The sequence below is a fragment of the Streptomyces sp. NBC_00727 genome (assembly GCF_045161745.1).
Taxonomy (GTDB): Bacteria; Actinomycetota; Actinomycetes; order Streptomycetales; family Streptomycetaceae; genus Streptomyces.
On the sequence record NZ_CP108981.1, the window covers coordinates 677,961 to 700,889 of the forward strand.

Genomic DNA, 22,929 nt, shown 5'->3' on the forward strand with positions numbered 1-22,929 from the left:
ACAACAGTCTGTTACTGGCAAGTAGCCTCTGTCAACCGGATGAGACGCCATCCGCACCGCGCCGGACAGGGTGTTACGTTGCGCAGGCACGACGGACAGCACGGCCAGGGGTGGGAGAGACGACATGGAGACCACACGACAGGCCGAGCGCCAGCGGACCACGGCCGAGCGCCGCCGCCGCGAGCTGCTCGAGGCCGCCGACCGCGTGGTGCTCAGGGACGGCCCCGGCGCCTCGATGAACGCCATCGCGGCGGAGGCGGGGATCACCAAGCCGATCCTCTACCGGCACTTCGGCGACAAGGGCGGGCTCTACCGCGCCCTCGCCAAGCGGCACACCGACGCACTGCTGAGCGCCCTGCGCGCCGCGCTCGACGCCCCCGCCGACCGGCGTGCCCGGGTCGAGTCGACGCTCGACACCTACCTCGCGGCGATCGAGGCGCGCCCTCAGGTGTACCGCTTCCTGATGCACCCGTCCGACGACGCGACCCCCTCCCCCGAGCAGGGCTTCGACGTGGGCCGGCACTCCGCGCCACTGCTGCGCCGGCTGGGCGAGGAACTGGCCACCGTCATCGCGGAGCGGGTGGACCTCGGCCCGGACAGCGAGGCGATGGCCCGGATCTGGGGCCACGGCATCGTCGGCATGATGCACGCGGCGGGCGACTGGTGGCTCGGCGAACGCCCGTGCTCGCGCGAGCAGTTGGTCCGCAGCCTGGCCGATCTCCTCTGGGGCAGGCTGGCCGCGGCGGGCGACCGCGCGGACGGCCCCGGATTCTGACGGGCCGTCGGCCGGGTGTCAGTCGGTGCGCCCCCAGGGTGCCCGGCGGGCCGCACGCAGCACCCGGGCCCGGCGCAGTCCGGTCAGCCGGTCGGTGTAGACCCGGCCCTCCAGGTGGTCGCACTCGTGCTGGAGGCAGCGGGCGAAGAAGCCGGTGCCGTCGATCCGGACCGGCTCGCCCGCCACCGTGACGCCCTCGACGACCGCGTGGTCGAAGCGCCGCGTACCGGCCTCCAGGCCCGGCAGCGAGAGGCAGCCCTCGGGCCCGCGCACGGTGATCCCGTCCGCCTCCACCAGGACCGGGTTGACGACGTGCCCGAGGTGGCGCACGTCCTCGTCGTCGGGACAGTCGAAGACGAACACCCTTGAGGGCACACCGATCTGGTTGGCGGCGAGCCCGACGCCCCGCGCCTCGTACATCGTGGCGTACATGTCCTCGACGAGCCGGGCGAGCGAGGGACCGAAGTCCGTGACCGGTTCACACGGCGCGTGCAGGACCGGGTCGCCGAGCAGGCTCATGGTGCGGACGATTCCGGAGCTGCCGGGGATCGGGCGGTTGCGCATGGCGGCCATCGTACGTTCCATGGGGCGGTGCCAAAGACGCCGAACGGCCCGCCGGAGGCCTGCGTCAACGCCCTTGCCGCGGTCACCCGGGCGGCCTTCCCGGGCCGCCGGTGTGATGTGCTCCACTGTGCCGGGCGGGCACGGCCGGCCGTGGGCGATCATGGGCGGATGGACGCCCGCTTCCTCGGTATCGCCGAGCTGTCCGCGACCCCCTCCGTGGCGGTCGTCGTCGATGTCATGCGCGCTTACACCGTGGCGGCCTGGGCCTTCGCCCGGGGCGCGGAGAAGATCGTGCTCGCCGGGTCGCTCGACGAGGCGCTGGCGCTCAAGGACGGGGCGCCCGGACTGGGTGGCGCTCAAGGACGGGGCGCCCGCGCCCGGGTTCGACGCCGTCAACTCTCCGGGGCAGCTGCGCTCGCAGGACCTGGGCGGCCGGACCGTGGTGCAGAAGACCACGGCGGGGACGGTCGGCGCCCTCGCGGTGAAGGACGCGTCTTTGGTGCTGTGCGCCGGCTTCGTGGTGGCGGGGGGCGACGGCCCGGCTGCTGCGGGAACGCGGGTGCCACGACGTCACCTTCGTGGTCACCGGTGAGGACGGGCGCGCCGACGAGGACCTGGCGTGCGCCCAGTACATCGCCCGCCGGGCGGCCGGGGAGACGGCGGACGCGGCGCCGTATCTGCGCCGGGCCGGGGATTCGCGCGCCGCCGCCGAGCTGGCGCAGGGGGTGCGCGAGGGATCCCACACCGATGACGTGGCGCTCTGCCTCGAACTCGATCGGTTCTCCTTCGCCATGGCGGCGACGCAGGAGGACTCGCTCATGGTGCTGCGCCCGTACACCTTCGCGTAAAGGCCTTCGCGTGGAGGCGCCAGAACGTTCACATATCCGATCAGCGAACACATGCATGACCATTGACGTGCCCATGGCGTCACTCTACGGTCGACGGAAAGCGCTTGCACCATGCCGGACGGCAGTCCGTCCGGTTCACTCCCCCCACCTGGAGTCGAAGATGCAGCTCAAGCCTGTTCTCGCATGTGTCGGCCTGCTGGCCGGTTCCCTCACCGCCCTGGGCACCACGGCGCAAGCCGCACCGGGTCCGGAAAACGCTTCCTTTGCAGCCGCTGCGCTGTACGTGGCACCGGACGGCACCACCGACGCGGCCGGCACCGAGTCGGACCCCACCACACTGGCCTCGGCGATCAGCCGGGTGGACACCGGCGGGACGATCTACCTGCGCGGCGGCACGTACCGCTACGGGCAGACGGTCACCATCCCGCCGGGCAACGACGGCACCTCGGGCGCCCGCACCACCATGGCCGCCTACCCGGGCGAGAAGCCGGTGCTGAACTTCTCGGAGATGAGCGAGGACCCGGCCAACCGCGGGCTCGCCGTGAACGGCGACTACTGGCACATCGACGGCATCACGGTCGAGCACGCCGGCGACAACGGCATCTTCGTCGGCGGCAGCGACAACGTCGTCGAGCACGTCGTGACCCGCTTCAACCACGACTCGGGCCTGCAGATCTCCCGGATCTCCTCCAGCACACCCGACGACGAGTGGCCCGCGAACAACCTCGTCCTGAGCTCCGAGTCGCACGACAACGCCGACTCCGACGGCGAGGACGCCGACGGGTTCGCCGCCAAGCTCACCGCGGGCCCCGGCAACGTCTTCCGCTACACCGTCTCCCACAACAACATCGACGACGGCTGGGACCTGTACACCAAGAAGGCCACCGGCCCCATCGGTCCGGTGACGATCGAGGACTCCCTCAGCTACGACAACGGCACCCTCTCCGACGGGACCGTGAACGAGGACGGCGACCGCAACGGCTTCAAGCTCGGCGGCGACAAGATCAAGGTCAACCACATCGTGCGGCGCAACATCGCTTACAACAACGGGCACCACGGCTTCACGTACAACAGCAACCCCGGCTCGATGACCGTGTCCCACAACGTCGGCATCGACAACGAGGAGCGCAACTTCTCCTTCGACAAGGGCACTTCGGTGTTCCGCTCCAACACCTCCTGCCGCAGCGACGACGGCTCCAACGACAAGACCGTCGGGGACGCGGACGGCTCCAACCAGTTCTGGTCCGGCTCGAACGGCTCCCGGTGCTCCGCGTACTCCGGCGCCCTCGCCTGGTCGTTCGCGTCCGACGGCCACCTGGTCGTGTCCTTCGGCGGGAACGTGGTCACTCCGTAACACCTCCAGCGGTGCCGGGGCGGCCCCCGGCACCGCTGCCGTCTCACTCCTCCCGCAGGCTCGTGACCAGGTCGCGCGGCAGGCCGTGGGTGTCGTGGAGGTAGTGCAGGTCCTCCTCGGTCAGCGGCCCGCGGAACCGGGGCCGGGCCAGCACCTGCCGCCCGCGTTCCAGGAGCCGGACGAACCGGCGCTCCTCGTCGGCCAGCACCCGCAGTACCTCGCCCGGGTCGGTGTCCTGCCGGAAATGGTCCAGGGTGTGCCGGACCAACTCGGCCGGCAGGTCGCCCAGGGTGCGCGAGGGATCGTCGCGCCGGAGCACGGTCAGGGCCCGTCGCAGCAGGCGGCGCAGCACGTACCCGCGTCCGGTGACGGCCGGGCGGACCCCGTCGCCGAGGACGACGACGGCGGAGCGCAGGTGGTCGCAGACCAGCCGCAGCGAGGGTTCGTCCAGCGGCCAGAGGGCCGGTGCGAGACGGCGCCACGGGTCGAAGACATCGCACTCGAACACCGACCGCTTGCCCTGGAGCAGCGAGGCCAGCCGCTCCAGACCGAGCCCGGTGTCGACATTGCGCTGCGGCAGCGGCACCAGCGAGCCGTCGTCGAGCCTGCGGTGGCTCATCGTGACGTGGTTCCAGACCTCCACCCAGCGGTCGTCACCCGTGGGTGTCGAGCGGGGCGGGCCCTCGCCGCTCCACAGGAAGATCTCCGAGTCGGGGCCGCACGGCCCGACCGGACCGTTGGACCACCAGTTGTCCTCGACGGTCAGTTCCACGGGCACGCCGAGGTCCTGCCACACCCGCAGCGAAGCGGTGTCCCGCTCGGTGCGGTCGTCACCGGCGTACACGGTGGCGTGCAGCCGGCCGGGGTCGATCCCCAGGCCCTCGGTGAGCAGCCCGTATCCCCACTCCAGACTCCGCGGCCCCTCGTAGTCGCCCAGCGACCAGCTGCCGAGCATCTCGAACACGGTCAGATGGGTGGCGTCGCCGACCTCGTCCAGGTCGGTGGTGCGCAGGCAGCGCTGCCGGTTGACCAGCCTGCTGCCCAGTGGATGCGGGCGGCCCTCCAGATACGGGGTGAGCGGGTGCATCCCGGATGTGGTGAAGAGCACGGGGTCGCCGGGCGGCGGCAGCAGGGTGGAACCGGTGATGCGGCGGTGGCCGCGCTCCTCGAAGTACTCGATGAAGGTACGGGCCAGCTGTTCGGTGTCCATGGGGACGGCTCCTTCGCGCGATCGCGGGAGGCGCCGGAGAACGGAACCGTTCAGTCACCCGGCCGCTGGCGAAAAACACCGCGGCACCACCGACGGACCGTTTCCGGTCGCCGGGGGAAGGGAAGGTCAGACGGCGGCAACCGGCGAGCGGGGCGCTCGCGCGGTCGCGGTGGTGGTGATGCCGTTGACGTCCATAAGTCGAAGGTAACGCTCCCCCGGCCGCCCGTGCACCGGAATTTCCGACGCCGGTGGCCCCATGGAGAACGCGGTGGTGCCCGCACGCGTCCTCCTCCGTTCCAGAGGAAGTCCGGGTGCCGGACGGTGCCGCCGTACGGTCATAGTGCCGGACATCGATAGGCTGGGCTGCGGACCGATGCAAGGAGGATCTAGGACGATGGCAGGCAACACGGAGCCGTTGTCGCCGCGGGCCAAGCTGGCCGTGACGGCGGGCAAGGCCGCTGCGGCGGTGTCGCGGGCGGCCGGGCGGGGCAGCGGATCGGTGATCGGCGGCCGGGTGGCGCTCAAGCTCGACCCCGACCTGCTCGGGCGGCTGGCGCAGCACCTGGACGTGATCCTCGTCTCGGCGACGAACGGCAAGACCACCACCACACGGCTGATCGCCGAGGCGCTGCGGGCCGCGGGTCCGGTCGTCTCGAACGCGCTCGGCGCCAACATGCCCGCGGGCATCACCTCGGCGCTGGCCGGCGGCTCCGACGCGCAGTACGGCGTGATCGAGGTCGACGAGAAGTACCTCGCCGGTGTAGCCCGCGACACGACGCCCAAGGTGATCGCGCTGCTCAACCTCTCGCGCGACCAGCTGGACCGGGCCGCGGAGACCCGGATGCTGGCCGAGAAGTGGCGCGAGGGTCTTTCCGGCTCCAAGGCCGTGATCGTCGCCAACGCCGACGACCCGCTGATCGTCTGGGCGGCCTCCTCCTCCCCCAACGTGGTGTGGGTCGCGGCCGGCCAGGCGTGGAAGGACGACGCCTGGTCCTGCCCGTCCTGCGGCGGGGTCATGCAGCGGCCCGGCGACGACTGGTTCTGCGGTGAGTGCGGTTTCCGCCGTCCGCCGCCGAGCTGGGTGCTGCACGGCGACTACGTGCTCGATCCGCACGGTTCGGCGTGGCCGATCCACCTCCAGCTCCCGGGCCGCGCCAACAAGGCGAATGCCACGAGCTCGGCGGCCGTCGCCGCCGTCTTCGGGGTGCCGCCGCAGGTGGCGCTGGAGCGGATGTACCAGGTGCAGGCCGTCGCCGGCCGCTACGACGTGGTGAGCTTCCTCGGCCGTGAGCTGCGGCTGCTGCTGGCGAAGAACCCGGCGGGCTGGCTGGAGACGTTCTCGCTGATCGACCCGCCGCCCACCCCGGTGATCCTCTCCGTGAACGCGCGCGGCGCGGACGGCACGGACACCTCCTGGCTGTGGGACGTCGACTACACCCAGCTCGCGGGCCACCCGATCTTCGTGCTCGGCGACCGCAAGCTGGACCTCGCGGTCCGCCTCGAAGTGGCCGGACTCGACTTCCGGGTCTGCGAGAACCTCGACGAGGCCGTCCAGCAGGCACCGCCGGGACGCATCGAGGTCATCGCCAACTACACCGCCTTCCAGGATCTGCGCCGCCGTGTCGGCAACTGACCCCGGCCCCGGGCCCCTCCGGAGAGGACGAAGCATGAGCAACAACAGCCTGCGGCTGGTGTGGGTCTACCCGGACCTGCTGAGCACCTACGGCGACCAGGGCAACGCCCTGGTGGTGGAGCGCCGGGCCCGTCAGCGCGGCCTGGACGTGGCGCGCGTCGACGTGCGCAGCGACCAGCCGGTTCCCACGTCGGGCGACATCTATCTGATCGGCGGCGGCGAGGACCGGCCGCAGCGGCTGGCGGCGGAGCGGCTTCGCCGCGACGGCGGGCTCAGCCGGGCGGCGTCCAACGGCGCGATCATCTTCTCGGTCTGCGCCGGCTACCAGATTCTCGGCCACGAGTTCATCAACGACCTCGGTGAGCGCGAGCAGGGTCTCGGCCTGCTGGACGTGGTCTCGACGCGCGGCGAGGGTGCGCGGTGCGTCGGCGACGTGCTCGCGGACATCGACCCCCAGCTGGGCCTTCCGCCGCTGACCGGGTTCGAGAACCACCAGGGCGTCACGCACCTCGGTCCGACGGCACGGCCGTTCGCCCGGGTGCGGTTCGGCCGGGGCAACGGCACGGGCGACGGCACCGAGGGCGCGTACAACGACACCGTGTTCGGCACGTACATGCACGGTCCGGTGATGGCGCGCAACCCCATGATCGCGGACCTGCTGCTGAAGCTGGCCCTCGATGTGAACGCGCTCCCGCCGACCGACGACCGGTGGTACGAGGCGCTGCGCGCGGAGCGCGTCGCGGCGGCCACACAGCCCGCCTGACCAGGCGTTCCACCGGTGGTCCGATGAGGCGGGCGCAGCTCAGTTGAGCGGCGTCCAGCAGGCGGACGCCGGGTTCGGTCCCGCCACCCTGCGCCGGTAGGGTGGCGGGGATCCAACCGGACGACGTGGTCCGGTCGTCGGCCCACGTTGCAAAGGTTCCCCGGGCAATGCGAATTGGTGTGCTCACCTCCGGCGGCGACTGCCCCGGCCTCAATGCCGTCATCCGGTCCGTCGTCCACCGCGCTGTGGTCGACCACGGCGACGAGGTCATCGGCTTCCACGACGGGTGGCGAGGCCTCCTGGAGTGCGACTACCGCAAGCTCGACCTGGACGCCGTGGGTGGCATCCTCGCCCGTGGCGGTACGATCCTCGGCTCCTCCCGGGTCCAGCCGGCACACCTGCGCGGGGGCGTCGAGACGGCCCGGGGCCACGTCAAGGATCTCGGGCTCGACGCGATCATCCCCATCGGCGGCGAGGGCACCCTCAAGGCGGCGAACCTGCTCTCCGAGGCGGGGCTGCCGATCGTCGGGGTCCCGAAGACCATCGACAACGACATCGCCTCCACCGACGTCACCTTCGGCTTCGACACCGCGGTCGGTGTCGCCACCGAGGCGCTCGACCGGCTGAAGACCACCGCCGAGTCGCATCAGCGCGTCATGATCGTCGAGGTCATGGGCCGCCACACCGGCTGGATCGCCCTGCACTCGGGCATGGCGGCCGGCGCGCACGCCGTCGTCGTCCCGGAGCGCCCCTTCGACATCGACGAGCTGACCGAGGTCGTGGGCCGGCGCTTCTCGGCCGGCAAGAAGTTCGCGATCGTCGTGGTCGCGGAGGGCGCGAAGCCGCGCGAGGGCACCATGGAGTTCGAGTCGGGCGTCAAGGACGTCTACGGCCACGAGCGCTTCACGGGCGTGGCGACCCAGCTCTCCGTCGAGCTGGAGCAGCGCCTCGGCAAGGAGGCCCGCCCGGTGATCCTCGGCCACGTCCAGCGCGGCGGCACGCCGACCGCGTACGACCGGGTCCTCGCGACCCGTTTCGGCTGGCACGCGGTGGAGGCGGCGCACCGGGGCGAGTTCGGCATGATGACGGCACTGCGCGGCACGGACATCACGCTGGTGCCCCTGGCGCACGCGGTGGAGACCCTGAAGACGGTCCCGGCCGCCCGGTACGCCGAGGCGGAGTGCGTGCTCTGAGCGACACCCCGACACGAGAGACCGCCCCCGGCCGCATCAGCGGCCGGGGGCGGTTCTACTCTGGTCGGGACAACCAGCACGAAACGGGGACGTCCCGGCGTTCCCATCGGGAGTGAACAGATGGATCACAGCGGGCACGGCATGAACATGGACCTGCCGCCGTTCACGCTGGGACGCGGGCTCCACTTCTCCGCGGACCCGTTCTTCCTGGTCGGCTGCGTCCTCGCCGTGCTGCTGTACGGGTACGGGGTGCTGCGGCTACGCAGGCGCGGTGACGCGTGGCCGGCGGGCCGCACGGTCCTGTTCGTCGTGGGCGTGCTGACCATCGCGCTGGTGATGTGCACCCGGCTCAACGACTACGGCATGGTCATGTTCAGCGTGCACATGGTGCAGCACATGGTGATCAGCATGCTGTCGCCGATCCTGCTGCTGCTGGGCGCGCCCGTGACGCTCGCGCTGCGTGCCCTGCCGGTCGCGCCGCGCGGGACGAAGGGGCCGCGCGAGCTGCTCCTCATGCTGCTGCACAGCCGGTACATGAAGATCGTCACGCATCCCGCGTTCACGATCCCGCTGTTCATCGCCAGCCTCTACGGTCTGTACTTCACCCCGCTCTTCGACTACCTGATGGGCTCGACGACCGGGCACCTCGTGATGATGGTGCACTTCCTCGCGGTCGGTCTGTTCTTCTTCTGGCCGATCATGGGCGTGGACCCGGGGCCGCACCGGCCCGGCTATGTGATGCGGATGCTGGAGCTCTTCGCCGGAATGCCGTTCCACGCGTTCTTCGGGATCGCCCTCATGATGGCGTCGACGCCGATGATCGAGGTGTACAAGGACCCCCCGGTCTCGCTCGGCATCGAAGCCCTGTCCGACCAGAGCGCCGCCGGCGGCATCGCGTGGGCGTTCAGCGAGATCCCCTCGGTACTGGTCCTGGTGGCCCTGGTGTTCCAGTGGTACCGCTCGGAGCAGCGCACGGCGAAGCGCACGGACCGGGCCGCGGACCGCGACGGGGACCAGGAGCTCCAGGCGTACAACGCGTATCTCGCGTCGTTGCAGGCGCGCGGGCAGTAGCGGCAGACCCTCCTTTCGGGTGACGATGGCCTTTACGGCCGCGCGGCCGATGAGGAGGGTGCGCGCATGTCCGGATCCACGAAGACGATGGGGATGCTCACCGCCGGAGCCCTGGTGGCGGTGACCGCCTACACGGTGGCCCTGGGAAGCAACGGCTGGCTCTGGTTCGGCTGGGTGCTGCTGGGGCTGATCACGATCGGTATGGCGGCTACGCGGGAGACGTGAGCGGGCGGCCGGTGGCCGCCTCTGCCGGTACGGGACCGGTCCCCGGCCGCCCGCCCGGTGCGGGCGGCCGGGGACCGCGCTCTCCCGTACACACTCGACGTCCGGGCTTGCGGCGTCCTTCCGGCGTGCCGGGCCGCTGCCGCAGCGTGAGTCGGAGTCGGGATGCTGGAGGTGGGATCCCGCCCGGCTGGAGCGCTCCCATGCGGCTGTCCAGGCCGGCGGGCGGCGATCCGGCAGCGTTACGCCCAGGTGAACCAGCGCATACGGTGACCGGCCGCAACCCGCACTTTCCGGAGGGGCGTGCCGCGCGGCGGGGCCGTCCGCCTCGGGGACCCCAGCCCCCCGCGCGGGCGCACGCGGTGCGTCGACGCGTACACCTTCGCGTCCGGCGACGGCGATGCCAGCGTCGCAAACGTCCCGTGCGGCCGTCGTCGCTCCTGCCCCGCCCGTCACTCCCCGTCCGTTTCAGGGCGTCGCCGGCCATCGGCGCCGGGCCGGCGCGCACCGGCCGGGGATGCACCTCGCCCGGTCGAATGCGCCCCTGCCCTTGCGCTTCGGCGTCTTCGGCGCGCTGCGGAACCCATCGCCGCGCCGGAGGCACTCATCACCCTGGGTGATCAGTCGTGCGCACGCCCGAAGCCGGCATCCGGCCGCCCCGGCGGCCCCGCGCATGCGATTGCGAACGCCACGGGGCGACACCGCCGGGCAGCACGGCGCAGCCGCCCATCGCTCGTTACCGGCCGTCAACTCCGCTGCGCGCAGCATCCGTTCGACGTATGGCCGTGTTCACGTGCCCGTAAGCCAGTTGCGCTTCAACCCTTGACAGGTGCCTGTCGCCACGCCACCTTGGGAGCGCTCCCACAATCAAGACTTGCACACTCCACCCCCTCCCTTCTCCCCCAACGCCGTTGTGCGGCAAGGGCGTTACGGGGCGCAGCCGCGCTCCCCGTGATGTTCCGCGCTGCCCGGCAGAGGAAGGCGTTTGTCATGAGCTTGGTGAAGCGCTGTAGGCCCCGCCGCTCCCCGGGGCTCCCGGCCCTCGCGGTCGGCGCACTCGCCCTGGCCACCGGCCTGGCGGGCGGGCCGGCGTCGGCCGCACCGCAGGACACACTGCACGACCTCGCCGCAGCCCAGGGCAAGTACTTCGGCTCCGCCACCGACAACCCCGAGCTTCCCGACGTGGCCTACGCGGCGAAACTGGGCGCCGAGTTCGGGCAGGTCACCCCGGGCAACTCCATGAAGTGGGACACCACCGAGCCAGCCCGGGGCCAGTTCGACTTCACCAAGGGCGATGTGATCACCGACTTCGCCCGGGAGCACGGCCAGACCGTGCGCGGCCACACCCTGGTCTGGCACAGCCAGCTGCCCGACTGGGTGGGCTCGCTGCCGGCCGCGCAGGTGGAGACGGCCATGACCGACCACATCACCGCGGAAGCCACCCACTACCGCGGCGAGGTGGCCGCGTGGGACGTGGTGAACGAGCCGTTCAACGAGGACGGGACCTTCCGGACCAGCCCGTTCTACAACGCCATGGGCAAGGACTACATCGCCGAGGCCCTGCGCGCGGCGCACGCGGCCGACCCGGACGCGAAGCTCTACATCAACGACTACAACGTCGAGGGCAAGGGCGCGAAGAGCGACGCCCTGTACGACCTGGTGAGCGACCTGCTCGACGAGGGTGTGCCGCTCGACGGGGTCGGGATGCAGGCGCACCTGGCGATCCAGTACGGGTTTCCGTACCAGATGCAGGCGAACATGCAGCGGTTCGCCGATCTCGGCCTGGACGTCGCCGTCACCGAGCTTGACGTGCGCATGCAACTTCCGGCGGACGCCACCAAGCTCGCCACCCAGTCCTCGTACTACGCGCAGGTGGTCGACGCCTGCCTCGCCGTCGAGCGGTGCGTCGGCATCACGGTCTGGGACTACACGGACAAGTACTCCTGGGTTCCGAGCACCTTCCCGGGTGAGGGCGCGGCCAACCTGTACGACGACAACCTGGCCCCCAAGCCCGCCTACGCCGCCGTACGCACCGCCCTGGGCGACGACAGCGACGGGGGCGACGGGGGCGACGGGGGCGACGGGGGCGACGGGGGCGACGACGACGGTACGCCGGGCACGCTGAAGGCCCAGTACCGCGCCAACGACACCTCGGCCGGCGACAACCAGATCAAGCCGGGCCTCCAACTCGTGAACACCGGCAGCGCCTCGGTCAACCTGCCCGCGGTGACCGTCCGCTACTGGTTCTCCGGCGACAACGGCGCCTCCACGTACGGCAGTTGGTGCGACTGGTCCCCGATCGACTGCTCCACCATCACGCACCGGGTGGCCGCAGCGGGCACCCCGAAGGCCGGCGCCGACCACTACCTCGAAGTCGGATTCGCGAGCGGCACCCTCGCCCCGGGCGCATCGACCGGCGAGATGCAGCTGCGCCTGAGCAAGACGGACTGGTCGAACTTCAACGAGTCCGACGACTACAGCCACGGCACCGGCGCCTCGTACGCCGACGCCTCGAAGGTCACCGTGTACGTCGGTGGCGAACTGGTCTGGGGCATCGAGCCCTGATCCCGGGGGCCACGCTCAGGCCCCCGCTCCCCTTGTGTGAACCCTCCCGCGAAACCGCCGCACCCCGTCCCCATCGCTTCCCCTCCTCCCCTCCCCCTCGACGACACCCGCCACTGGAGGATTTGTGTCGATATCACGTAGAACGTTCAGCAGCGCCCTCGGCGGCAGCGTGCTGGCCATCGGTCTGGCCCAGGGCACCGCGATCGCCCGGCCCGCCTCGGCGCAGGCCGGTACCGGATCCCGCGCGGCCGCCGCCGGCGACGACCCGTACACGCAGGCCTTCCTCACCCAGTACGGCAAGATCAAGGACGCCGCCAACGGTTACTTCAGCCCGGACGGTCTCCCGTACCACTCGGTCGAGACCCTCATGGTCGAGGCGCCGGACCACGGCCACCAGACGACCTCGGAGGCCGTCAGCTTCTGGATGTGGCTGGAGGCGGCGTACGGCAGGGTGACTGGTGACTGGGCACCGTTCAACGCGGCCTGGGCGGTGGCGGAGAAGACCATCATCCCGCAGCACGCGGACCAGTCCACCAGCGACTCGTACAACCCCTCGGCGCCCGCGACCTACGCGCCCGAGCACCCGCTGCCCAGCGGCTACCCCTCAGCGCTGGACAGCACCGTCCCGGTGGGCACCGACCCGCTCTCGGCCGAACTCGCCTCGTCCTACGGGACCAAGGACGTCTACGGCATGCACTGGCTGATGGACCTGGACAACGTCTACGGCTACGGCAACAAGCCGGGCACCGGCGGCGAGTCCGGGCCGGGCGCCGGCGCGTCCTTCATCAACACCTACCAGCGCGGTGCGCAGGAGTCGGTGTGGGAGACCGTCCCGCAGCCGACCACCGACCTCTTCAAGTACGGCGGCCCCAACGGGTACCTCGACCTGTTCGTCGGGGACAAGAGCTACGCCAAGCAGTGGAAGTACACCAACGCGCCGGACGCCGACGCCCGCGCGGTGCAGGCGGCCTACTGGGCGTACCGCTGGGCCTCCGATCAGGGCAAGGAGAGCCAGGTCGCGGCGTCGGTGGCGAAGGCCGCCAAGATGGGCGACTTCCTCCGCTACGCGATGTTCGACAAGTACTTCAAGCGCGTCGGCGACTGCACCGACCCGGACTCCTGCCCGGCCGCATCCGGCCGGGACTCCCAGCACTACCTGCTGTCGTGGTACTACGCATGGGGCGGAGCCGCCGCGGGCAGCGGCGGCGGCTGGGCCTGGCGCATCGGTGACGGCGCATCCCACCAGGGCTATCAGAACCCGCTCGCCGCGTGGGCGCTGTCCAACGTCCCCTCGCTCACCCCCAAGTCGGCGACGGCCAGGTCGGACTGGTCCAAGAGCCTGACCCGGCAGCTGGAGTTCCTGACCTGGCTCCAGTCCAGCGAGGGCGCCCTCGCCGGCGGCTGCACCAACAGCTGGGAGGGCAGCTACAGCGCGCCCCCGGCCGGCACCCCCACCTTCTACGGCATGGCGTACGACTGGCAGCCGGTCTACCACGACCCGGCGAGCAACAACTGGTTCGGCTTCCAGGCCTGGGGCATGGAGCGCGTCGCCGCGTACTACTACGTGACCGGCAACGCGACCGCCGAGGCCGTCCTCGCGAAGTGGGTCGCCTGGGCGTCGAGCGAGACGACCATCGGCGCCGACGGCAGCTTCCGCTTCCCCTCCACCCTGAACTGGACGGGCGAGCCGGACACCTGGAACGCCGCGTCGCCGGGCGACAACGCCGGTCTGCATGTCTCGGTCGTCAACTACGCCAACGACGTCGGCGTGGGCGCCGCGTACGTCAAGACGCTCACCTACTACGCCGCCAAGTCGGGCGACGAGGACGCGGCGGCCCTCGCCAAGGCGCTGCTGGACGCGATGGCGACGAACACCACGGACAAGGGCATCTCGGTGCCGGAGACCCGGCTGGACTACAACCGGTTCGAGGACGAGGTGTACATCCCGTCCGGCTGGTCGGGCACCATGCCCAACGGCGACCCGGTCCGGCCCGGTTCGACGTTCATCTCCATCCGCAGCTGGTACAAGGACGACCCGGACTGGCCGAAGGTGCAGGCGTACCTGGACGGCGGGGACGCGCCCGTCTTCACGTACCACCGTTTCTGGGCGCAGGCCGCGCTCGCCCTGGCCTTCGCGATCTACGCGGAGCTGCTGGTGGAGGGCGGCGGCGGTGAGCCGGGCGGCGACACCGAACCGCCGACCGCACCGGCCGGCCTCACGGTGAGCGCGACCACCAAGGACAGCGTCTCGCTCTCCTGGTCGGCGTCCACCGACAACGTCGCGGTGACCGGCTACGACGTGTACCGCAACGGTGTGCTGGCGGGCAACGCGACCGGGCGGACGTTCACCGACACCGGGCTGGCCGCCGCCACCGAGTACACCTACGCGGTCGCGGCGCGGGACGCGGGCGGCAACACCTCGGCGCTGTCCGACGCGGTCCTCGCGAAGACGAAGACCGGTGGCTCGACGGGCACGGGCGCGGTGAAGGTGCAGTACAAGAACAACGACTCCTCCGCGAGCGACAACCAGATCCGGCTGGGGCTCCAGGTGGTGAACACCGGCAGCGCGCCCGTCGACCTGTCGACGGTCAAGGTCCGGTACTGGTTCACCGCGGACGGCGGACCGAGCACCTTCGGCACGTACTGCGACTACGCCGCGCTCGGCTCCTCCACCGTCACGCACACGGTGGTCGCCGTCTCCAGCCCGAGGACCGGCGCCGACCGCTACCTGGAGGTCGGCTTCACCGGCGGAGCGGGCACCCTGGCCGCCGGCGCGTCGACCGGTGAGATCCAGCTGCGCCTCAACAAGAGCGACTGGTCGAACTTCGACGAGAGCAACGACTACAGCCGGGCCACCAACACCTCCTACGCGGACTCCACCAAGGTCGGCGCCTACGTCGCCGGCGCGCTGGCCTGGGGAGTCGAGCCGTAACAGGCGCTCGGCGCCTCCCCGGTGACCGGCCGGAGCGCCGGTCACCCCACCCACTCCCGATGGCGGGTCTACCACTCACCCCGCTGAACCCGCCATCGGGCAGCACCCCCCATGAACCCGTCTGCGGGGAGTTTCCGCAGGCGTACGAGAGGAGCACGGAGCCGCAATGAGTACCAGAGGCACCATCAAGAACCGGATGCGCAGGAGGCTGGCCGCAGCCTCCGCCCTGGCCATGGGCGCGGCCCTGGCGGTGGCCCTCCCCACCACCGCCGACGCCGCGGCGGCCCGGGTCGACAACCCCTACGTGGGCGCCAAGGCGTACGTGAACCCGGACTGGTCCGCCTTGGCGGCAGCCGAGCCGGGTGGCGCGGCCATCGCGAACACGCCCGCCTTCGTCTGGATGGACCGCATCGCGGCCATCGAGGGCACGGAAGGCAAGCGGAGCCTGCGCGACCACTTGGACACCGCCCTCGCCCAGGGTGCGGACCTGTTCCAGGTCGTCATCTACGACCTGCCGGGACGAGACTGTGCCGCGCTGGCCTCCCACGGTGAGCTCGGCGCCACGGAGATCGACCGGTACAAGGACGAATACATCGATCCGATCGCCGACATCCTCGCCGACCCGGCATACGCGAACCTGCGCATCGTCACGATCATCGAGCCCGACTCGCTGCCCAACATCGTCACCAACGCGGGCGGTACCGCCGGTTCGACCGAGGACTGCGCGACGATGAAGGCGAACGGCAACTACGAGAAGGGCATCGGCTACGCCCTTCACACCCTGGGTGCCATTCCCAACGTCTACAACTACATCGACGCCGCCCACCACGGCTGGCTCGGCTGGGACAGCAACATGGCCCCGGCGGGCCTGGAGTTCAAGAAGGCCGCCACCTCCGAGGGCGCCACGGTCAACGATGTCTCCGGATTCATCGTCAACACGGCCAACTACTCGGCTCTCAAGGAGCCGAACTTCAAGATCACGGATTCGGTGAACGGCACCACGGTGCGCCAGTCCAAGTGGGTCGACTGGAACTACTACACCGATGAGCTGACGTTCGCCCAGGCGCTGCGCACCCAGCTGGTGGGCCAGGGCTTCAACTCGAACATCGGCATGCTGATCGACACCGCCCGCAACGGCTGGGGCGGCGCCGACCGGCCCACCTCGGCGGGCCCGCTGACCAGCGTGGACGACTACGTCAACGGTGGACGCGTCGACCGGCGCATCCACGCGGGCAACTGGTGCAACCAGAGCGGAGCCGGCATCGGTGAGCGGCCCACCGCCGCCCCCGAGCCCGGGATCGACGCCTATGTGTGGGCGAAGCCCCCGGGGGAGTCTGACGGCAACAGCGAGCCCGAGGAGAACGACGAGGGCAAGGGCTGGGACCGGATGTGCGACCCGACCTATGAGGGCAACGGGCGCAACGGCAACAGCATGACGGGCGCGCTGCCGAACTCCCCGGTCGCAGGTCACTGGTTCTCCGCGCAGTTCCAGGAGCTGGTGCGCAACGCCTACCCGCCGATCACCGGCGGTGGCGATGACGGTGGCGACAACGGCGGCGATGACGACGACACCCAGGCGCCGACCGCGCCGACCGGTCTGACGTCCACGGCGAAGACCAGCAGCAGCGTCTCGCTGTCCTGGTCCGCGTCGAGCGACGACACCGCGGTCACCGGCTACGACGTGTACCGGGGCAGCGCCAAGGTGGGTTCGACCACCACCACCTCGTACACCGACACGGGTCTGTCGGCCTCGACTGCCTACAGCTACACGGTCAAGGCGAAGGACGCGGCCGGTAACGTCTCGGCGGCCTCCTCGGCCCTCTCCGTCACCACCTCCGCGGGCGGTGGCACCGGGACGGGTGCGCTGAAGGTCCAGTACAAGAACAACGACTCCTCCACGACCGACAACCAGATCCGGATGGGTCTCCAGCTGGTCAACACCGGCAGCAGCGCGGTGGACCTGTCCACGGTGAAGCTGCGCTACTGGTTCACCCCCGAGTCCGGCTCCTCCACCTTCGGCACCTCGTGCGACTGGGCGGTCATCGGCTGCGGGAAGCTGAGCCTGGCGGTGAAGTCGAACGGTTCGGCGGCCGGTGCCAGCCAGTACCTGGAGGTCTCCTTCGGGAGCGGTACCCTCGCGGCCGGCGCCTCCACCGGTGAGATGCAGCTGCGGCTGAACAAGAGCGACTGGTCCAACTTCAACGAGGCGGACGACTACAGCCACGGCACGGGCACCTCGTACGCGGACGCGTCGAAGGTCGGCGTGTACACGGCCGGTGCGCTCTCCTGGGGCACCGCGCCCTGAAACACCCGCCGGATGATCCGGTGACCTGGTCCGGCCCCGCCACCCTCGTGGCGGGGCCGGACCCCTTTCCCCTACAACTACCGAGCCTCTTTACGTACAAATGAGCGACGGGTTTTTGTTATGGTCCCCGCCGGGCCGCATCTCCCAGGTGTGCGTGAAGCCAGAACAGGACTCCGGAAGAGTGAGCACAGCATGGGCCAGGACCGCGAACGGGCGTTGATCAAGGCGGCGCGGGCCGGGGACGCCGACGCCAAGGACCAACTCGTCGCGTCCTGTCTGCCGCTGCTCTACAACATCGTCGGGCGCGCGCTGAACGGCCACGCCGACGTGGACGACGTCGTGCAGGAGACGGTCCTGCGCATGCTGCGGGCGCTGCCGGGCCTGCGCGATCCGGCGCGCTTCCGCTCCTGGCTGGTGGCCATCGCCATGAACGAGATACGCGGGCACTGGCGCGACCGGCAGTCCGCGGCGATACCCGTGGAGCCCATGGCACACGGCCAGGACCGGGTCGACCCGGCGGCCGACTTCGTGGACGTGACGATCCTGCGCCTCGGTCTGTCCGGGCAGCGCCGGCAGGTCGCCGAGGCGACCCGGTGGGTGGACGAGGACGACCGGGCGCTGCTCTCGCTGTGGTGGCTGGAGGCGGCGGGCGAGCTGACGCGGGCCGAGGTGGCCGCCGCGATGAGCCTGTCCGCCGAGCACACCGCCGTACGGGTGCAGCGGATGAAGGCGCAGCTGGACACCGCCCGCGTGGTGGTGGGCGCGCTGGCCGCGCAGCCGCGGTGCGTGCTCCTCGACGACATCCTCACCGGGTGGGACGGGGCGCCCTCGCCGCTCTGGCGCAAGCGCATCGCACGGCACGCGCGCGGCTGCACCGTCTGTTCCGGGTTCGGCTCGGGCCTGGTTCCGGCCGAGGGGCTGCTCGTGGGGCTGGCGCTGGTGCCGATGGCGGTCGCTGCGGCGGGGCGGGCCCCGCGGCTGACCGAGGTCGCGGCCACGACGCCCCTGGCCGCGTCCGGCCGCCCCGGCAGGGCGGCGCTGCGGCGGGACCAGGCGCAGGGGCGCCGCCGGCGCAACGCCGTGGTGGCGTCCGTGCTCGCGGTGGGCGTCCTGGGCACCGGCGGCGCCGCCGTACACCTGTCGACGGGTGACCGTGACGACGAGGTCTCCGTCGCGACCGCCCCGGAGGCATCCGGCCCCGCCACGGCGGCCGGGCAGGCCGAGGCGTCCGAATCGCCGTCGCCGTCCGCCTCCGCCTCGCACTCCCCCCGCAGGAGTGCGAGCCCGAAGGCCACGAAGACGAAGGCCTCGCCGAAACCGAAGAAGACCGCGCCCGCGAGCAAGCGCCCGACGGCGCCCAAGTCGTCCACGGCGACCCGGCCGGCTCCGGCGCAGCCCGCGCCGAGCGCGTCGTCGGAGGCGGACCAGGTCCTGGCGCTCGTCAACACCGAGCGGGCCAAGGAGGGCTGCTCCCCGGTGACCGGCAACGACCGGCTGACGACCGCCGCCCAGCGCCACTCCGAGGACATGGCCGCGCACGACTACTTCTCGCACACCTCGCAGGACGGGTCGGGCCCGGGCGAGCGGATCACCGCCGCCGGCTACCGCTGGAGCACGTACGGGGAGAACATAGCCAAGGGCCAGCGCACGCCCGCCGACGTGATGAACTCCTGGATGAACAGTCCCGGCCACCGGGCGAACATCCTGAACTGCTCGTTCGAGGAGCTGGGCGTGGGCATACAGGACAGCCCCGGCGGCATCGTGTGGACCCAGGACTTCGGCGCGGCGATGTGAGCGCGGCACCGTCCGGGGCGCGCCGCTGTACGGGGTCGCGGCGTCGCCTCGCGACCACGGGGTATATGTCTCTCCCACCGACCCGCTGATTCCGCAGACCGGGGAGAGACCGTGTTCTACTACGTCCTCAAGTACGTCGTCCTCGGGCCGGTGCTGCGGCTGCTCTTCCGCCCGGCCATCGAGGGCACGGAGCACATCCCGGACGACGGCGCCGCGATCGTCGCGGGCAACCACCTGTCGTTCTCGGACCACTTCCTGATGCCCGCGATCATCAAGCGGCGCATCACCTTCCTGGCCAAGGCGGAGTACTTCACCGGCCCCGGCATCAAGGGCCGGCTGACCGCCGCGTTCTTCCGCAGCGCGGGCCAGATCCCGGTGGACCGGTCGGGCAAGGAGGCCGGGCAGGCCGCGATCCGCGAGGGTCTCGGCGTGCTGGCGCGGGGCGAGTTGCTGGGCATCTACCCGGAGGGGACGCGCTCGCACGACGGGCGGCTCTACAAGGGCAAGGTGGGGGTCGCGGTCATGGCCATCCGGGCGCAGGTGCCGGTGGTGCCCTGCGCGATGGTCGGCACCTTCGAGATCCAGCCGCCCGGCAGGCGGCTCCCCCGCATCAAGCCGGTCACCATCCGCTTCGGCGAACCGCTGGACTTCTCGCGCTACGCGGGCCTGGAGAACGAGAAGGCGGCCATCCGGGCGGTGACCGACGAGATCATGTACGCGATCCTGCGGCTCTCCGGTCAGGAGTACGTCGACGAGTACGCCGTGAAGGCCAAGCAGGCGGCCGAGGAGAAGCAGCCGGGCCGGTTCCCGAAGTTGCGACGCCGAGAGCGGATTCGCGAGCGGTGAACGCCCTGGCCAGGGGCGTGACCCGGGCCTAGCGTTCGGGGCATGAGCAGGGGACACGCATGGGTACTGGGAGCAACAGGACAGATAGGGCGGGCCGCTGTGCGCGCGCTGTCGGAGGACGGCTGGGAGGTGACGGCGGCCTCGCGCGGCGGAGGCCGTGACGAGGGGTGGGACGACGGGGTCAGGGCGGTGGCCCTGGACCGCGACGAGGAGGGCGCGCTCGCGTCGGCGCTCGGGCCGGGATGCGACGTCCTGGTCGACATGGTGGCGTACGGGCGGCAGCACGCCCGGCAGCTGACCGGGCTCGCCGACAGGATCGGCTCGGCCGTGGTCGTCTCCAGCGGCGCGGTGTACGAGGACGAGAAGGGCCACAGCTTCGACACCCAGGCCGAACCGGGCGGGGAGCCCCGCTATCCGGTGCCGATCCCGGAGTCACTGGCCACCGTGGCACCGGGCGAGGACACCTACGCGACGCGCAAGATCCGGCTGGAGCGCGATCTCCTGGCGGCCGGCGACGCGCTGCCCGCCACGCTGCTGCGGGCGGGCGCGGTGCACGGCCCGCACTGCCGCTCACCGCGTGAGCTGTACTTCGTGAAGCGGGCGCTGGACGGCCGGACCCGGCGCGTGCTGGCGTACGGCGGGGCGTCCCGCTTCCACCCGGTGCACTCGGCGAACATGGCGGAGCTGATCCGGCTGGCCGCCGCCCGGCCCGGTTCCCGGGTGCTGAACGCCGCCGATCCGCAGGCGCCGACGGTCGCGGAGATCGGCGAGGCGGTGGACGCGGTCCTCGGCCGGAGCGCGGAGACGGTGCTGATGCCGGGCGACCCGTCCCCCGAGGGCGTCGGCGCGACGCCGTGGAGCGCGCCGCACCCCATCGTGTTCGACATGTCGGCGGCCGAGCGGGAACTCGGCTACCGGCCGGTGACGGGGTACGCCGAGTCGCTGCCGGAGACCGTCGAGTGGATCGCCGGGCAGCTGGCGGGGCGGGACTGGCAGGACGCGTACCCGGCCATGCTGCGGTCGTACGGCACGAGCCTGTTCGACTACGCGGCGGAGGACGCCTGGCTGGCGGAGCACGACCGGAAGGGGTGAGCCCGGGCGGGCGCGGTCAGCCCGCCTGCACCGTGTCCATCGACATCAGCCCCCGCAGGCCGTTCTCCAGGACCTCCGGGCCGGTGTCGCCGAACATGGCGAGCTGGGCGATGAAGCCCTGGGCGGTCGCGATCAGGGCCCGGGCGACGTGCTCGTCGGGCACGTCCGCCCGGAGCACCCCGGCCTCCCGGTACAGCCCGACCAGCTCGGTCCACGCCCCGCGCAGCCCGCCGAACGCCTCGGCGAGGGTGGCCGCCAGCCGCTCGCTGCGCAGGGTCTCCGACCACACCTGGATGATCAGCCCCGCGTACGCTCGGGGCTCAAGGCCCCGCCCCGATTCCATACTGTTCTCGAACAGCGTCCGCGACACCCGGCCGATGAGGACGTCCGGGGCGGGGACGGGGGTGTCGCGCGCCGCCCCCTCGAAGGCCCGGCGCACTCCTTCGACGGCCTCGGTGGCGATGGCCGCGATCAGGTCCTCCTTGCCGCCGAAGTAGCGGTAGACCGCACCCGCCGACAGGCCGACCTCCCCCAGCACGTCCTGCATCGAGGTGCCGTGGAAGCCGTCGCGGGCGAAGCAGCGCGCGGCGCCGTCGAGAATCTGCCGGCGGCGGGCGTCGAGGTGCTCCTGGGATACACGGGCCATGCACCCAAGTTAAAACGAACATTCATTCTTGACAAGGAAGCGGCAGCGGCGCGACAGTGGCAGAGTCATAAAACGAACGATCATTCTCTTTGAATCGAGGCATGACCCATGTCCCTCACCCCGAACCGCCGCATGGTGGGGGTCGTCCTGCTGGTGCCGGTGGTGGTGACCCTCGCCCTGTGGGCCTTCGCGTGGCCCGCCGCCCGAACGGCCCCGCGCGACCTGCCCATCGGGATCGCCGGGTCCGCACCGGCCGCGGACCGCCTCCAGCAGCGGTTCGAGGAGCGCGACGGCGCCTTCGAGATCCACCGCTACGACTCCGGGGCCGCGGCCCGGGACGCGATCGAGGACCGTACCGTGTATGGCGCGGTCGTCGTCTCCGAGAAGGGCCCCGCACTGCTGACGGCGAGCGCGGCCGGCCCCGTGGTCGCCCAGCTGCTGCACGAGGCCGTGAGCGCCGGGGCCCCGGTCGGCACGGCCGTACCGGTCACGGACGTGGTGGCCGCCCCCGCCGCCGACCCCAGGGGCGCGGTGCTCAGTTCGAGCATCTTGCCGCTGGCCATCGCCGGGGTCGCCGCGGGTGCGGCCGTGACCCTGCTCCGGCTGCGGGGCGCACGGGCCGGGGCCGCGCTGCTGGGCGTGGCCGTCGCGGTGGGGCTCCTGGCCACCGCGGTCACGGACAGCTGGCTCGGCGCCCTCACCGGCGACTGGTGGAGCGAGGCCGGGGCCATCGCCCTGACCGTGCTCGCCATCGGCGCGCCGGTCGCGGGGCTCGCCGCCCTGATCGGGACTCCCGGCATCGGCCTCGGCGCCCTGCTCATGGTGCTCCTGGGCAACTCGTTCTCCGGGGTGACCAGCGCGCCCGAGCTGCTCCCCCGGCCCATCGGCACGATCGGCCAGCTGCTGCCGCCGGGGGCGAGCGGGTCGCTGCTGCGGTCGGTCTCCTTCTTCGACGGCGCCGCGGCGGGCGGCGCGGCCCTGACGCTCGGCGTGTGGGCGGTGCTCGGACTGGCCGCCGTCCTCATCGGCGGCCGCCGCGGGACCGCCGCGCCGGACAGCGCACCGACCACGGCCGCTCGGGAGCCCGCACTCGCCGGCTGATCCGCGCACGCCCGC

17 protein-coding genes and 1 pseudogene are annotated in these 22,929 nt (G+C 71.5%); 15 read left to right on the plus strand and 3 right to left on the minus strand.

Features of this window, described 5'->3' with window-relative positions; genetic code table 11:
* Positions 1–124 precede the first annotated feature (124 nt).
* Positions 125–775 (plus strand): TetR family transcriptional regulator, encoded by a 651-nt coding sequence (locus tag OG242_RS02900; protein ID WP_405896642.1) that lies wholly within the window; start codon positions 125–127, stop codon positions 773–775.
* Positions 776–793: 18 nt separating this feature from the next.
* On the opposite strand, the gene def is transcribed toward OG242_RS02900, so the two are convergent.
* Entirely contained in the window at positions 794–1,348 is a 555-nt protein-coding gene (gene def / locus OG242_RS02905; protein ID WP_405901489.1) for a peptide deformylase, read from the minus strand.
* 159 nt (positions 1,349–1,507) lie between these two features.
* On the opposite strand from def, the pseudogene OG242_RS02910 reads away from it, so the two are divergent.
* Together OG242_RS02910 and OG242_RS02915 are read left to right on the plus strand one after the other, a co-directional pair.
* A pseudogene (locus OG242_RS02910) lies at positions 1,508–2,187 on the plus strand (2-phosphosulfolactate phosphatase).
* 160 nt (positions 2,188–2,347) lie between these two features.
* Positions 2,348–3,541 carry a right-handed parallel beta-helix repeat-containing protein gene (locus OG242_RS02915; protein WP_405896643.1) on the plus strand — a complete coding sequence of 398 codons (1,194 nt, stop codon included), beginning with the start codon at positions 2,348–2,350 and terminating at the stop codon, positions 3,539–3,541.
* 43 nt (positions 3,542–3,584) lie between these two features.
* On the opposite strand, the gene OG242_RS02920 is transcribed toward OG242_RS02915, so the two are convergent.
* Positions 3,585–4,751, minus strand: a complete 1,167-nt coding sequence (locus OG242_RS02920) for an alanine--tRNA ligase-related protein (RefSeq protein ID WP_405896644.1) — start codon at positions 4,749–4,751, stop codon at positions 3,585–3,587.
* A 394-nt stretch (positions 4,752–5,145) separates the two neighbouring features.
* Here OG242_RS02920 and OG242_RS02925 point away from each other — a divergent pair, with 394 nt between their 5' ends.
* From OG242_RS02925 to OG242_RS02975, 11 genes are all read left to right on the plus strand, one after another.
* The gene (locus tag OG242_RS02925) at positions 5,146–6,384 is read left to right on the plus strand and encodes a MurT ligase domain-containing protein (RefSeq protein ID WP_136205529.1); all 1,239 of its coding nucleotides are present in this window, start codon (positions 5,146–5,148) and stop codon (positions 6,382–6,384) included.
* A 34-nt stretch (positions 6,385–6,418) separates the two neighbouring features.
* Complete coding sequence (locus tag OG242_RS02930) at positions 6,419–7,147, plus strand: type 1 glutamine amidotransferase (protein ID WP_073865163.1); 729 nt, start codon at positions 6,419–6,421, stop codon at positions 7,145–7,147.
* 167 nt (positions 7,148–7,314) lie between these two features.
* Positions 7,315–8,340, plus strand: coding sequence for a 6-phosphofructokinase (locus OG242_RS02935; RefSeq protein WP_405896645.1), 1,026 nt, complete (start codon positions 7,315–7,317; stop codon positions 8,338–8,340).
* A gap of 120 nt (positions 8,341–8,460) precedes the next feature.
* A complete protein-coding gene (locus tag OG242_RS02940; protein ID WP_405896646.1) occupies positions 8,461–9,411 on the plus strand; it encodes a cytochrome c oxidase assembly protein in 951 nt (316 codons plus the stop codon).
* A gap of 66 nt (positions 9,412–9,477) precedes the next feature.
* Complete coding sequence (locus OG242_RS02945; RefSeq protein WP_018522815.1) at positions 9,478–9,636, plus strand: hypothetical protein; 159 nt, start codon at positions 9,478–9,480, stop codon at positions 9,634–9,636.
* A gap of 987 nt (positions 9,637–10,623) precedes the next feature.
* A complete protein-coding gene (locus OG242_RS02950) occupies positions 10,624–12,198 on the plus strand; it encodes an endo-1,4-beta-xylanase (RefSeq protein ID WP_405896647.1) in 1,575 nt (524 codons plus the stop codon).
* A gap of 169 nt (positions 12,199–12,367) precedes the next feature.
* Positions 12,368–15,130, plus strand: a complete 2,763-nt coding sequence (locus tag OG242_RS02955) for a glycoside hydrolase family 48 protein (protein ID WP_405901490.1) — start codon at positions 12,368–12,370, stop codon at positions 15,128–15,130.
* A 166-nt stretch (positions 15,131–15,296) separates the two neighbouring features.
* Positions 15,297–17,435, plus strand: a complete 2,139-nt coding sequence (locus tag OG242_RS02960; protein WP_405896648.1) for a glycoside hydrolase family 6 protein — start codon at positions 15,297–15,299, stop codon at positions 17,433–17,435.
* Positions 17,436–17,627: 192 nt separating this feature from the next.
* Positions 17,628–19,229 carry a sigma-70 family RNA polymerase sigma factor gene (locus OG242_RS02965; protein ID WP_405896649.1) on the plus strand — a complete coding sequence of 534 codons (1,602 nt, stop codon included), beginning with the start codon at positions 17,628–17,630 and terminating at the stop codon, positions 19,227–19,229.
* A gap of 111 nt (positions 19,230–19,340) precedes the next feature.
* Positions 19,341–20,075, plus strand: a complete 735-nt coding sequence (locus tag OG242_RS02970) for a lysophospholipid acyltransferase family protein (RefSeq protein WP_405896650.1) — start codon at positions 19,341–19,343, stop codon at positions 20,073–20,075.
* A 42-nt stretch (positions 20,076–20,117) separates the two neighbouring features.
* A complete protein-coding gene (locus OG242_RS02975) occupies positions 20,118–21,167 on the plus strand; it encodes an NAD-dependent epimerase/dehydratase family protein (protein WP_405757581.1) in 1,050 nt (349 codons plus the stop codon).
* Between the two features lie 16 nt (positions 21,168–21,183).
* Here OG242_RS02975 and OG242_RS02980 read toward each other — a convergent pair whose 3' ends face one another.
* The gene (locus OG242_RS02980) at positions 21,184–21,813 is read right to left on the minus strand and encodes a TetR/AcrR family transcriptional regulator (protein ID WP_405896651.1); all 630 of its coding nucleotides are present in this window, start codon (positions 21,811–21,813) and stop codon (positions 21,184–21,186) included.
* Positions 21,814–21,921: 108 nt separating this feature from the next.
* Here OG242_RS02980 and OG242_RS02985 point away from each other — a divergent pair, with 108 nt between their 5' ends.
* Entirely contained in the window at positions 21,922–22,914 is a 993-nt protein-coding gene (locus OG242_RS02985; protein WP_405896652.1) for an ABC transporter permease, read from the plus strand.
* Positions 22,915–22,929 lie beyond the last annotated feature (15 nt).

What these genes read in the sequence shown, in the direction of transcription:
- OG242_RS02930 (WP_073865163.1), top strand. Translation starts at nt 6,419, where the DNA reads ATGAGCAACAACAGCCTGCGGCTGGTGTGGGTCTACCCGGACCTGCTG.
- OG242_RS02960 (WP_405896648.1), top strand. Translation starts at nt 15,297, where the DNA reads ATGAGTACCAGAGGCACCATCAAGAACCGGATGCGCAGGAGGCTGGCC.
- OG242_RS02915 (WP_405896643.1), top strand. Translation starts at nt 2,348, where the DNA reads ATGCAGCTCAAGCCTGTTCTCGCATGTGTCGGCCTGCTGGCCGGTTCC.
- OG242_RS02900 (WP_405896642.1), top strand. Translation starts at nt 125, where the DNA reads ATGGAGACCACACGACAGGCCGAGCGCCAGCGGACCACGGCCGAGCGC.
- OG242_RS02950 (WP_405896647.1), top strand. Translation starts at nt 10,624, where the DNA reads ATGAGCTTGGTGAAGCGCTGTAGGCCCCGCCGCTCCCCGGGGCTCCCG.
- OG242_RS02965 (WP_405896649.1), top strand. Translation starts at nt 17,628, where the DNA reads ATGGGCCAGGACCGCGAACGGGCGTTGATCAAGGCGGCGCGGGCCGGG.
- def (WP_405901489.1), bottom strand. Translation starts at nt 1,348, where the DNA reads ATGGCCGCCATGCGCAACCGCCCGATCCCCGGCAGCTCCGGAATCGTC.
- OG242_RS02975 (WP_405757581.1), top strand. Translation starts at nt 20,118, where the DNA reads ATGAGCAGGGGACACGCATGGGTACTGGGAGCAACAGGACAGATAGGG.
- OG242_RS02935 (WP_405896645.1), top strand. Translation starts at nt 7,315, where the DNA reads ATGCGAATTGGTGTGCTCACCTCCGGCGGCGACTGCCCCGGCCTCAAT.
- OG242_RS02925 (WP_136205529.1), top strand. Translation starts at nt 5,146, where the DNA reads ATGGCAGGCAACACGGAGCCGTTGTCGCCGCGGGCCAAGCTGGCCGTG.
- OG242_RS02980 (WP_405896651.1), bottom strand. Translation starts at nt 21,813, where the DNA reads ATGGCCCGTGTATCCCAGGAGCACCTCGACGCCCGCCGCCGGCAGATT.
- OG242_RS02920 (WP_405896644.1), bottom strand. Translation starts at nt 4,751, where the DNA reads ATGGACACCGAACAGCTGGCCCGTACCTTCATCGAGTACTTCGAGGAG.
- OG242_RS02945 (WP_018522815.1), top strand. Translation starts at nt 9,478, where the DNA reads ATGTCCGGATCCACGAAGACGATGGGGATGCTCACCGCCGGAGCCCTG.
- OG242_RS02985 (WP_405896652.1), top strand. Translation starts at nt 21,922, where the DNA reads ATGTCCCTCACCCCGAACCGCCGCATGGTGGGGGTCGTCCTGCTGGTG.
- OG242_RS02940 (WP_405896646.1), top strand. Translation starts at nt 8,461, where the DNA reads ATGGATCACAGCGGGCACGGCATGAACATGGACCTGCCGCCGTTCACG.